This is a genomic window from Mesorhizobium sp. M00.F.Ca.ET.216.01.1.1 (assembly GCF_004010325.2).
Lineage (GTDB): Bacteria > Pseudomonadota > Alphaproteobacteria > Rhizobiales > Rhizobiaceae > Mesorhizobium.
Genome location: NZ_SADR02000012.1, coordinates 202,306 through 212,108 on the forward strand (window position 1 = coordinate 202,306; position 9,803 = coordinate 212,108).

13 protein-coding genes and 1 pseudogene are annotated in these 9,803 nt (G+C 62.1%); 8 read left to right on the forward strand and 6 right to left on the reverse strand.

Annotation, left to right across the window (positions count from 1 at the left end; genetic code table 11):
* Nucleotides 1-64: 64 nt before the first annotated feature.
* On the forward strand, nucleotides 65-961 hold the full coding sequence (argB, locus tag EN859_RS17660) for an acetylglutamate kinase (protein ID WP_127854163.1): 897 nt from the start codon (nucleotides 65-67) through the stop codon (nucleotides 959-961).
* A gap of 104 nt (nucleotides 962-1,065) precedes the next feature.
* Here argB and EN859_RS17665 read toward each other — a convergent pair whose 3' ends face one another.
* The gene (locus EN859_RS17665; protein ID WP_127854164.1) at nucleotides 1,066-1,542 is read right to left on the reverse strand and encodes an Lrp/AsnC family transcriptional regulator; all 477 of its coding nucleotides are present in this window, start codon (nucleotides 1,540-1,542) and stop codon (nucleotides 1,066-1,068) included.
* Nucleotides 1,543-1,677: 135 nt separating this feature from the next.
* Between EN859_RS17665 and phhA the strand changes: the two genes are divergently transcribed.
* Nucleotides 1,678-2,514 carry a phenylalanine 4-monooxygenase gene (gene phhA / locus EN859_RS17670; protein WP_127854165.1) on the forward strand — a complete coding sequence of 279 codons (837 nt, stop codon included), beginning with the start codon at nucleotides 1,678-1,680 and terminating at the stop codon, nucleotides 2,512-2,514.
* Here the strand turns inward: phhA and EN859_RS17675 are convergent.
* A complete protein-coding gene (locus EN859_RS17675) occupies nucleotides 2,509-3,009 on the reverse strand; it encodes a MarR family transcriptional regulator (RefSeq protein ID WP_127854166.1) in 501 nt (166 codons plus the stop codon). The two genes, phhA and EN859_RS17675, sit on opposite strands and share 6 nt — an antisense overlap.
* A gap of 100 nt (nucleotides 3,010-3,109) precedes the next feature.
* On the opposite strand from EN859_RS17675, the gene EN859_RS38130 reads away from it, so the two are divergent.
* Nucleotides 3,110-3,277, forward strand: a complete 168-nt coding sequence (locus EN859_RS38130; RefSeq protein ID WP_189502044.1) for a hypothetical protein — start codon at nucleotides 3,110-3,112, stop codon at nucleotides 3,275-3,277.
* 146 nt (nucleotides 3,278-3,423) lie between these two features.
* Here EN859_RS38130 and EN859_RS17680 read toward each other — a convergent pair whose 3' ends face one another.
* Nucleotides 3,424-4,185 (reverse strand): GGDEF domain-containing protein, encoded by a 762-nt coding sequence (locus EN859_RS17680; protein ID WP_127854167.1) that lies wholly within the window; start codon nucleotides 4,183-4,185, stop codon nucleotides 3,424-3,426.
* 176 nt (nucleotides 4,186-4,361) lie between these two features.
* Here EN859_RS17680 and EN859_RS17685 point away from each other — a divergent pair, with 176 nt between their 5' ends.
* Nucleotides 4,362-5,069: a pyrimidine 5'-nucleotidase gene (locus EN859_RS17685; RefSeq protein ID WP_127854168.1), complete on the forward strand. Its 708-nt coding sequence runs from the start codon at nucleotides 4,362-4,364 to the stop codon at nucleotides 5,067-5,069.
* Between the two features lie 15 nt (nucleotides 5,070-5,084).
* On the opposite strand, the gene EN859_RS17690 is transcribed toward EN859_RS17685, so the two are convergent.
* Nucleotides 5,085-5,924: an LOG family protein gene (locus EN859_RS17690; RefSeq protein ID WP_127854169.1), complete on the reverse strand. Its 840-nt coding sequence runs from the start codon at nucleotides 5,922-5,924 to the stop codon at nucleotides 5,085-5,087.
* A gap of 146 nt (nucleotides 5,925-6,070) precedes the next feature.
* Between EN859_RS17690 and dapD the strand changes: the two genes are divergently transcribed.
* From dapD to EN859_RS17710, 4 genes are all read left to right on the forward strand, one after another.
* The gene (dapD, locus tag EN859_RS17695) at nucleotides 6,071-6,925 is read left to right on the forward strand and encodes a 2,3,4,5-tetrahydropyridine-2,6-dicarboxylate N-succinyltransferase (protein WP_127854170.1); all 855 of its coding nucleotides are present in this window, start codon (nucleotides 6,071-6,073) and stop codon (nucleotides 6,923-6,925) included.
* 72 nt (nucleotides 6,926-6,997) lie between these two features.
* The gene (locus EN859_RS17700) at nucleotides 6,998-7,351 is read left to right on the forward strand and encodes a DUF805 domain-containing protein (RefSeq protein ID WP_127854171.1); all 354 of its coding nucleotides are present in this window, start codon (nucleotides 6,998-7,000) and stop codon (nucleotides 7,349-7,351) included.
* Nucleotides 7,344-7,721, forward strand: a complete 378-nt coding sequence (locus tag EN859_RS17705) for a DUF805 domain-containing protein (RefSeq protein WP_245525595.1) — start codon at nucleotides 7,344-7,346, stop codon at nucleotides 7,719-7,721. Before EN859_RS17700 ends, EN859_RS17705 begins: the two co-directional genes overlap by 8 nt.
* A 21-nt stretch (nucleotides 7,722-7,742) precedes the next feature.
* Nucleotides 7,743-8,444, forward strand: coding sequence for a hypothetical protein (locus EN859_RS17710; protein WP_127854173.1), 702 nt, complete (start codon nucleotides 7,743-7,745; stop codon nucleotides 8,442-8,444).
* Here EN859_RS17710 and EN859_RS17715 read toward each other — a convergent pair.
* Complete coding sequence (locus tag EN859_RS17715; RefSeq protein ID WP_127854174.1) at nucleotides 8,419-9,453, reverse strand: 2-dehydropantoate 2-reductase; 1,035 nt, start codon at nucleotides 9,451-9,453, stop codon at nucleotides 8,419-8,421. The genes EN859_RS17710 and EN859_RS17715 overlap by 26 nt on opposite strands.
* Before the next feature lie 173 nt (nucleotides 9,454-9,626).
* Nucleotides 9,627-9,803, reverse strand: a pseudogene (locus tag EN859_RS17720) (ISAs1 family transposase); the annotation flags it as partial.

Genomic DNA, 9,803 nt, shown 5'->3' on the forward strand with positions numbered 1-9,803 from the left:
GTTTGCGGCCTGCTCCAATTCCCGCTAAGACGCCGCCGTTCATGCCAAGCTGGGAACCACGCCGATGACGACGGACGTCGCCGCCACCGCCGAAATGCAGGCCGCACTGCTTTCGAGGGCGCTGCCCTATATGCAGCGCTACGAGAACAAGACGGTGGTGGTGAAATATGGCGGCCACGCCATGGGCGACAATGCGCTCGGCAAGGCCTTCGCCCGCGATATCGCACTGCTCAAGCAGTCGGGCGTCAACCCGATCGTCGTCCATGGCGGCGGACCGCAGATCGGCGCGATGCTGGCCAAGATGGGCATCGAATCGAAATTCGAGGGCGGCCTGCGCGTCACCGACCAGAAGACCGTCGAGATCGTCGAGATGGTGCTGGCCGGCTCGATCAACAAGGAGATCGTGGCGCTGATCAATGCCGAGGGCGAGTGGGCGATCGGCCTGTGCGGCAAGGACGGCAACATGGTGTTTGCCGAAAAGGCGCGCAAGACCATGATCGACCCCGACTCCAACATCGAGCGGGTGCTCGATCTCGGCTTCGTCGGCGAGCCCGTCGAGGTCGACCGCACACTGCTCGACCTTCTGGCGCGGTCCGAAATGATCCCGGTGCTGGCGCCGGTGGCGCCCGGCCGCGACGGCCATACCTACAACATCAACGCCGACACCTTTGCCGGCGCCATTGCAGGCGCCTGCCAGGCGACGCGGCTGCTGTTCCTGACCGACGTGCCCGGCGTGCTCGACAAGGACAAGAAGCTCATCGACGAGCTGACCGTCGCCGAGGCCAAGGCGCTGATCAAGGACGGCACGGTGTCGGGCGGCATGATCCCCAAGGTCGAGACCTGCATCGAGGCGATCGAGCGCGGCGTCGAAGGCGTCGTCATCCTCAACGGGAAGACGCCGCATTCGGTGCTGCTCGAACTGTTTACCGAACACGGCGCCGGCACGCTGATCGTGCCGTGAGCGGCAACGGCTGACTGGCTCGCCGCTCAGAAAATCCTGTCAGGCACTCAGCGAACAGTTTCCGTGCAGCTTTCAGCAGAAATGCAGATGCCGGGAACCGCCCCTCATCGCCGCAGATGCCCGAGCGGCACGTGGCCCGGCCCCTTGATGTTCTGCAGCACGAGCTGCGTGTGGACGTCGCGCACGCCATCGAGCCGCATCAGCCGGTGCATGACGAAGGCGTTGAGCTCGTCGACCGACGGCACCATCACATGCAGCAGGAAATCGTAGTCGCCGGTCATCGTCCAGCATGAGGAGACCTCGTCCATGCGCTGCACGGCGGCGATGAAGGCTTCGGGCGAACCGTCGCTGTGGGTTACGAGGCGCACCTGAATGAACACTTCGACCATCAGGCCGACGGCGCGGCGGCTGAGCACGGCGGCAAAGCCCTTGATGATGCCGGCGCTCTGAAGAGCCTCGAAGCGCCGCGCACATGGCGTCGTCGACAGGCCAATCTCCTGAGCCAGTTCGGATACAGGCTTGCGTCCGTCACGTTGCAAGATGTCGAGCATCTTGATCTCAAAATCGTCAAACTGAGGCACTTTCACTCTCCTACAGCTTTGCTGTGGTGGCTTTTACCTCAAATCCCGTATTCGGGCCATCATGAAAGCGAATTTGCCTCACCGGATCGAGCTAGATTTTTATGATGTTAGTCGTGATTTCCAGGGAGAACAGCCATGACGATGAGCGTTGCCGATTACGCCCGCGAATGCGCGGCGCAGGGCCTTCGTGGCGACTATTCGGTCTGCCGTGCCGATTTCACCGTGGCGCAGTGCTACAACTACACCGACGACGAGCAGGCGGTGTGGCGCACGCTTTGCGACCGCCAGACGAAGCTGACCAAAAAGCTGGCGCACCGGTCCTATCTTGACGGTGTTGCCACGCTCGGCCTGCTCGACAGGATTCCGGATTTCGGTGCAGTCAGCGAAAAGTTGCGCAAGCTTACCGGTTGGGAAATCGTCGCCGTGCCGGGCCTCATTCCCGCACCAGCCTTTTTCGTCCATCTCGCCAGCCGCCGCTTCCCGGTGACCAACTGGCTGCGGACGAAACAGGAGCTCGATTACATCGTCGAGCCCGATATGTTCCACGACTTCTTCGGCCACGTGCCGATCCTGACGCAGCCGGTGTTTGCCGATTTCATGCAGATGTATGGCGAGAAGGCCGAGGAGCTGATTGCGCTTGGCGGCGACGAGATGATCAGCCGCTTGTACTGGTACACCGTCGAATACGGGTTGATAAAGGAAGCCGGCCAACCGCTGAAGGCTTTTGGCGCCGGCCTGATGTCGTCATTCACGGAACTTCAATTCGCGGTTGAGGGCAAGGATGCGCACCATGTCGCCTTCGACCTGGAAATGGTGATGCGCACCAGCTACGAGATCGACAAATTCCAGCGCGCCTATTTCGTGCTGCCGTCCTTCGACGTTTTGCGCGATGCCTTCCAGAACGTCGCCGGAATGGCAGCGATCGTCGGGCGCCACAAAGGCAAGCCTGCACTCGACCCGGCGAGCCTATAGGCTGTCGGCTGTTTCCAGGGCCTCGGCCTTCAGCCGGGCGAGTTGGTCGCGCTGAAGGTCGAGCGACGCGGTCACGAAGCGCAGGATCGTGGCGAGCTCGGCGTCGCTGAATGTGGCGATCACCTTTTCTGCCTCCTGCGCGATGGCGCCATAATAGCGGGCCGATAGTTCTCGCGTGAGTTCCGTCGCCTCTATCACCACCTTGCGCCTGTCCTCGAGGCTGCGCGTTCGCGTCAGCAGGCCGCGTGCCTCGAGCCTGTCGATGAGCGCGGTGACGGCTGCCGGCGTCAGCCCTGTTGCGGCCGCCACCGCGCCTGCCGATTGCGGGCAGCCATAGAGCAGCGCCAGGCAATGGCGTTCGGCCATACTCAGCTCAAGCTTGTCTCCCACTGCCTCGTCGTAGGCCTGCGTCGCGTCCTGCCAGCCCATGACGGCAAGGCTGATGGCCGTCTTCATGTCGGCGCGATTCATGCTTGACGAATTTACTTCGATCATCTAACTATCAATCTGTCTAACATTACGGCTATTATAGTAATATGCGACTGCGCCCGGTGCAAGGCGCAGGCCAATCACAGCCGCCAGCAAGGAATGAAAAATGAACCGGAACCAGACGCGCGGGCCGCTCACACCGGCCGAGGAGTTCAGATACGCCAAGCTGGCGATGGAATGGTATGGCTGGGGTTCTCCCATTGGCCTTGGCATCGCGCTGGTGGAGCTGGCGGCTGCTGCCGTGCTTGTGCGCATCGCCATCTACGGCTTTTGACAGCACTGCCGCTCGACAGGCCATTCATCGCGCCGCAAGAGAAGCCAATTCATGCCAAGCCTAGCCGACCCGCTTGCGGCCGGATAAATGGCGCGGCGGAATGCAGACAGGATTTTCCTAACAAGGAGAGAGCTTCCGAGCCGAACTCAGGCGGCTTCGGAAATATCGCGGTCGATGATCGATAGATTGCGGCCGCGATGCTTGGCTTCGTAAAGCCGCTGGTCGGCGGCACGCATCAGGTCCGACACCGCGACGTCCTCGCCGCAGGTGATGCCGCCGATGCTGACGGTCAGCGGAACCGTTCTCTCGTCGGCGGGACGGAAGCGGATCAACTCGACTTCACGGCGGATGCGTTCGGCGACGCGTTTGGCTTCCTGTTCGGTGGCGCCGACCAGGAACGCGCCGAATTCCTCACCGCCGATACGGCCGAGCACGTCGCCGCTGCGCACGCCACGCTCAATCGCGCTGGCGATCAAGAGCAGCGCATCATCGCCGGTCAGATGGCCAAAGCTGTCGTTGATCATCTTGAAATGGTCGGCATCGATGATCAGCAGCGCGCCGCGGTCGGATTTGCGCCGAGAGCCGTCGAGGGCCGCAAAGAAGCTCTCGCGGTTGAGCATGCCGGTCATGTTGTCGCGGCTCGCCTTTTCCGACAGGCGACGGTGAGCGGCGGCAAGCTGGGCATGGGCGCGGGCGAGTTCACGATGCGCGCACTTCAGCCTGTCGCTTTGCCAGAAGGTGCTGGCGCTGGCGATCCAGGTAAGGGCCAGCGGACAGACCGTCGATGTCAGCCAGATCGTGCGGCTGATCGGAAAGCCCATTGCAGGAACGACGATGAGCGTCAGCAAAAGCGAGGCCGCTACAGAGGCGAAAGCGATGACTGCGGATTTCAGAAATATGCGATTCATCGCTTGCTCCCACTGAACCGCTTCTGTGCCAGCAAGCGCTGAAGGCCACCTTTCGGCGACGCCTAAAATTTGAATCGTCATGCCATTTTCGCGACTTTTAACCCGTATAAGTTGTGGATAAATCCACTGCCAGAAAAGGCTTCGAAGCTTAAATTGTTTCGTGCCATAAGGATCGCATGACCACGCTCCCGGACCCTGCTCGCTTCGCCCATGTCACCGATTGGGTTTTCGACCTCGACAACACGCTCTATCCGCACCATTCGAATCTGTTCGCGCAGATCGACGTGAAGATGACCGCCTATGTCGGTGAACTGCTGACGCTGCCGCGCGACGATGCCCGCAAGCTGCAGAAGGAGCTCTACCTGGAATACGGCACGACGCTGAACGGGCTGATGACGCGCCATGGCATCGACCCGGACGATTTCCTCGAGAAGGTCCATGACATCGATTATTCCTGGCTGGTGCCCGATCCCGTTCTGGGCACCGCAATCCGCCAGCTTCCCGGCCGCAAGTTCATCTTCACCAATGGCGATCGCCGGCACGCCGAGCGCACCGCGCGCCAGCTCGGCATACTCGAGCATTTCGACGACATCTTCGACATCGTCGCGGCCGGGCTGAACCCCAAGCCGGCACGCCAGACCTACGAGAAATTTGCCGAGCTTCACTCCGTCACCGGCCACAATGCGGTGATGTTCGAGGATCTCGCGCGCAATCTGTCGGTGCCGAAATCGCTGGGCATGACCACAGTACTGGTCGTGCCGCGCAATTTCGAACCAACCTTCTCCGAGATCTGGGAACGTGATCCGGCCAATGAGGACGATGTGGATTTCGTCACCGACGACCTCGCCGGCTTCCTCACGGCGATCGTCGAGGTCCCTGCATAATCGCAGCCAGCACTCTCAGAGATTGTAGAAGCGGCTGACGATCCCCCAGGCCTCGTCGGCGGTGTCGACGAAGTCGATGATGTCCTGGTCGCCGGGCGTGATCGTGCCTTGCTCGGCGAGGAAATCGAGATCGATCGCCCTTTCCCAGAAGGCCTTGCCAAACAGGATCACCGGGACGCGCTCCATGCGGCCGGTCTGGATCAGGGTCAGCGTCTCGAAGAATTCGTCCATCGTGCCGAAGCCGCCCGGAAACACTGCAACCGCCTTGGCTCGCATGACGAAATGCATCTTGCGGACGGCGAAGTAGTGAAAGTTGAAACAGAGCTCCGGCGTCACATAGGCGTTCGGTGCCTGCTCATGCGGCAGCACGATGTTGAGGCCGATCGACGGTGCACCGACATCGTCGGCGCCGCGGTTGCCGGCTTCCATGACACCGGGACCGCCACCGGTCACCACGACGAATTCGCGATAATAGGAGGCGGCCGATTGCTGTGCGCAAAGACGGGCGAACTTACGCGCCTCCTCGTAATATTTGCTGTTCTGCTCGAGGTTCTTCTTCTGCGTCTCGTTCTTCGCCGCCCAGGCTTCGCCGCCGGGTTCGGGGATGCGAGCGCCGCCGAACAGGATCACTGTCGACTGAATGCCGCGTTCGGCCAGGATCATCTCCGGCTTCAGCAATTCGAGCTGCAGCCTTACCGCGCGCAGCTCGCGCCGCGTCATGAACTCGGGATCGTTCCAGGCCAGCCGATAGGTGGCAGCGCGCGTCTGCGGCGTCTCGGGCACGCTCTTCGACCGCTCCAGATCCTCGTCCGAATGCGGCAGCGGCGTCCACCCCGCCTTTTCCATAGGATTCATATTGGCCTTACCCGTCCAGATTGTTCACTTGCGCCGCCCCGTGGCGTTGCCGCGATTGACCCTCACCAAGCCTTCACATAGGGTCCGCGCGACTTTCAGACAGGTTAAGGCGTTGCCCCTTAACAGCGTGGTAATGGAGCGAATTGATGTCGAAGCCCGATCTGGCGAGCCTCGAGAAGACCATCGAGAAAGCCTTCGAGGAGCGTGAGACGATTTCGACGGCAACCCGTGGCGAGACGCGCGATGCGATCCAGTCGGCGCTCGACCTGCTCGACCGGGGCGTCACCCGCGTTGCCGAGCGCCAGGCCGACGGCAAATGGCATGTCAACCAGTGGCTGAAGAAAGCGGTTCTGCTGTCGTTCCGGCTCAACCCGATGGAGATCATCAAGGGTGGTCCCGGCCAGGCCGTGTGGTGGGACAAGGTGCCGTCGAAATTCGACGGCTGGAGCGCCGTCGATTTCGAGAAGGCAGGCTTTCGCGCCGTGCCGTCGTCGATCGTGCGCCGCTCCGCCTATGTCGCGCCGGGCGCCGTGCTGATGCCGTCCTTCGTCAATGTCGGTGCCTATGTCGACAGCGGCACCATGGTCGACACATGGGCGTCCGTCGGCTCCTGCGCTCAGATCGGCAAGAACGTGCATCTGTCGGGCGGCGTCGGCATCGGCGGCGTGCTGGAACCGATGCAGGCCGGCCCCACCATCATCGAGGACAATTGCTTCATCGGCGCGCGCTCCGAGGTGGTCGAGGGGTGCATCGTGCGCGAGGGCTCGGTGCTCGGCATGGGCGTCTTCATCGGCCAGTCGACCAAGATCGTCGACCGTGCCACCGGCGAAGTCTTCTATGGCGAAGTGCCGGCCAATTCCGTCGTCGTCGCCGGTTCCCTGCCCGGCAAGCCATTGCCCAATGGCGAGCCCGGTCCGAGCCTCTACTGCGCCGTCATCGTCAAGCGGGTCGACGCCAGGACCCGCTCCAAGACCTCGATCAACGAATTGCTGCGCGATTGATCTTTTCCGGAAACGGACGCACCTTCCGCCAGCGCGACAATGCGTCGCGCTGATTCAACGCGGAAGGGTGACATGGACTGGAAATATCTTCTGACGAGTTATGACGGTCGTATCAATCGTGGCAAGTTCTGGGCTTGCGTCGGCGTGATTTTCGTCGGCGCAATTGTCGCCATGATCCTGGATAACATACTCGGCACGACCTTTAACGGCATACCTTATGGCTTCATCTATGTGATATACGCGCTCGCCATGCTCTACCCGGTCTTCGGCGTCTACGCCAAGCGCTGGCACGATCGCGAAAAGTCAGGCTGGTGGTCGCTGATCGGGTTGGTGCCGATCGTCGGCGCCGTCTGGCTGCTGGTCGAGCTCGGCATCCTCGAAGGCACCAAGGGTGCCAATCAATATGGACCGGATCCGCTTGCCTGAAAAATCAGACCTCATTTGGCTTTTCTTCAAAACCTCGGGCCGCGTCAGCCGCGCGGCCTATTTTCTTGGCGGACTGCTGGTGGCCATCATCCAGGCCTTCCCGCTCTACCGCTTCACGCTGGTGCCGGAAGGCACGGCCGAGAGCAACATGTGGTCGTTCATTTTCTTCGTCGCCTTCATCGCTTCGCTGTGGTCGAACGTCGTGCTGGCGGTGAAGCGGCTGCACGATCTCGACAAGCCGGGCATTGCGGCGCTGGTGCTGTTCGTGCCGGTCGTCTCGATCGTCGCCTTCCTCGTGCTTTGCCTGTTTCCAGGACAGGCTGGGCCCAACCGCTACGGCAAACGCACCAACGCACCAGCCGATCCCTGAGCGTCGATCGGACATTTCGCCATGCGCTACCGCACGCTTGATCCGAAACTGATCATCGAGACCGCCGAGCGGCTGCAAGAGCGCATCGCCGAGCGTTTTCCCGAAGCAGGCCTGCGCGTCGTCGCCGCTGAGCTCGTCTCGCTGTCGCGCGGCCTGGCGAAGGCGGCCAAGGCGCTCGAAGCGCCGATTTGGTGGCTGCGCGGCGTCATCATCGCCGCCGTCGTCGCCGGCGCGCTGATGTTCCTGTTCGTCGGCACCATCCTGCCGCTCGAACGTATCTCGAAGCCCGACGATGCCGTCCAGTCGGTGCAGGGCCTCGAAGCCTCGCTCAACATGATCATCCTTGCCGTGCTCGGCTTCCTTGCTCTGGTCCGCTCCGAGGAACGCATCAAGCGCAAGCAGGTGTTTCGCAAACTTCACGGTCTGCGATCGTTGATCCACGTCATCGACATGCATCAGCTGACCAAGGATCCGGGAGCGCTTTCAGCCAATTTCAAGCCGACGACGCATTCTCCTGCCCGTATCACCAACGGCGCCGAGCTTGCGCGCTACCTCGACTACCGTTCCGAAATGCTGTCGATCACCGGCAAGATTGCCGCGCTGTTTGCCCAGTCGGTCAATGACCATGTGGTTATCGACGGCGTCAACGACATCGAGAATCTGGCCTCGAACCTGTCACGCAAGATCTGGCAGAAGATCACCCTGATCGAAGGCCGGAAGTGATTGCTTCCGGCATCAGGCCGGGTGAACCACGCTTTTCCTGCTCGGCCTCTCGCACCAAGGCAGCGACCCGTTTTACCAGCAGCGCCGGTGTGCCTGTCTTTTCGGCGAGGCCCAGGACCGCGCCCTGCAGGTCGCCGATCTCCGTCGGCCGGCCGCGCTGAAGGTCGTCCCACATCGACGAGCGTGCCTCGGGGTCGATGGCAAGCATCCGCCGCGCCACGAGCTTGAACAGCCAGTCCGGCAACCTGAGCACTTTTGGCAGCAGCGCCGGGCGCAGGCCGGCGATCCGCGCCGGCTCGATACCCGACGCCTTCAGCGCCGCCAGTGCCTCATCGATCTGGCCGGCCAGGATCAGCCGCCAGCGCCGGTCCGCCAATTGAGCGGCCAGCGGCAGGCCGGAAAGCGCGACAAGCGCGTTGTTCAGGTTGAGCAGCAGCTTGCCCCACAGTACCGCTTTCATGTCGCCATGCGTTTCAACCGCAAGCCCGGCGACATCGAGGAGCTCGACAAGACCGGCCGGCCCGTCTTCGATGATCACCTTGCCGTCGCTGGCACGGTGCATGCGAAGCGGCAATTCGCCGTCCGGCGACTGGACCACGTTGAACGGCACCATGCCCGCCAGCACCAGCCGGCCGGCAAGCCAAGCCCGCAGCCTATCGGCATTGTCGACGCCGTTCTGCAGGCTGACCACCACCGCATCCGGCCGGGCGTGGGCGGCAATGAGGCCGGCCATATCCTGCGTAGCGCCGCTCTTGACCGTCACCAGGATCACATCGGCTTCGGACAATCCCCGCGCCGGATCGGCGGCGACCGAAAGCGCATCGGCCTTTATGAGGCGGTCGCGGCCGGCAAGGTCGGTGACCCGCAAGCCAGCTTTCCGCAAGGCTTCGTCGATGCGTGGCCGTGCCAGCAGAACCACCTGCCGGCCGGCAAGCGCCAGGCAGGCACCGGCGTAGCAGCCGATGCTGCCGGCACCGGCAATGGCGATTGTCTTGTCTTCATTGGCCATGCGCAAGTCCTGCTCTGGTGGGGTGGATTTGAAGTTCCTGCTATTTTGACGCGCTGGTTGCGCAGCTCCAAAGCACCGCGAATTTCGGGGCGCCACACTGGCCTGCAATGATACGACATGAAAACGATAATGTCGGCGGCATGGCGGGTCTTCATCAGGGCTCCGAATCCAGGTTAACGGCGGAGCTCGCCGAGGATTGCGGCGAGGTAGTCGGTGCTCCACCCGGCCTTTTTGCGTCTGAGTTTGATGGAGTGCTTATCGCTGACGGTACGGACCAGGTTGATGGCGAAATGGCGCACGATGGCCATGTTGAGGGCGCCGTGGCCTTTTCTGAGCCGCGATTGGTCGTC

Coding starts and splice junctions, on each gene's coding strand:
- EN859_RS17715 (WP_127854174.1), bottom strand. CDS start 9,453: ATGGCCAATGAAGACAAGACAATCGCCATTGCCGGTGCCGGCAGCATC.
- EN859_RS17680 (WP_127854167.1), bottom strand. CDS start 4,185: ATGAATCGCATATTTCTGAAATCCGCAGTCATCGCTTTCGCCTCTGTA.
- phhA (WP_127854165.1), top strand. CDS start 1,678: ATGACGATGAGCGTTGCCGATTACGCCCGCGAATGCGCGGCGCAGGGC.
- EN859_RS17675 (WP_127854166.1), bottom strand. CDS start 3,009: ATGATCGAAGTAAATTCGTCAAGCATGAATCGCGCCGACATGAAGACG.
- EN859_RS38130 (WP_189502044.1), top strand. CDS start 3,110: ATGAACCGGAACCAGACGCGCGGGCCGCTCACACCGGCCGAGGAGTTC.
- dapD (WP_127854170.1), top strand. CDS start 6,071: ATGTCGAAGCCCGATCTGGCGAGCCTCGAGAAGACCATCGAGAAAGCC.
- EN859_RS17690 (WP_127854169.1), bottom strand. CDS start 5,924: ATGAATCCTATGGAAAAGGCGGGGTGGACGCCGCTGCCGCATTCGGAC.
- EN859_RS17685 (WP_127854168.1), top strand. CDS start 4,362: ATGACCACGCTCCCGGACCCTGCTCGCTTCGCCCATGTCACCGATTGG.
- EN859_RS17700 (WP_127854171.1), top strand. CDS start 6,998: ATGGACTGGAAATATCTTCTGACGAGTTATGACGGTCGTATCAATCGT.
- argB (WP_127854163.1), top strand. CDS start 65: ATGACGACGGACGTCGCCGCCACCGCCGAAATGCAGGCCGCACTGCTT.
- EN859_RS17710 (WP_127854173.1), top strand. CDS start 7,743: ATGCGCTACCGCACGCTTGATCCGAAACTGATCATCGAGACCGCCGAG.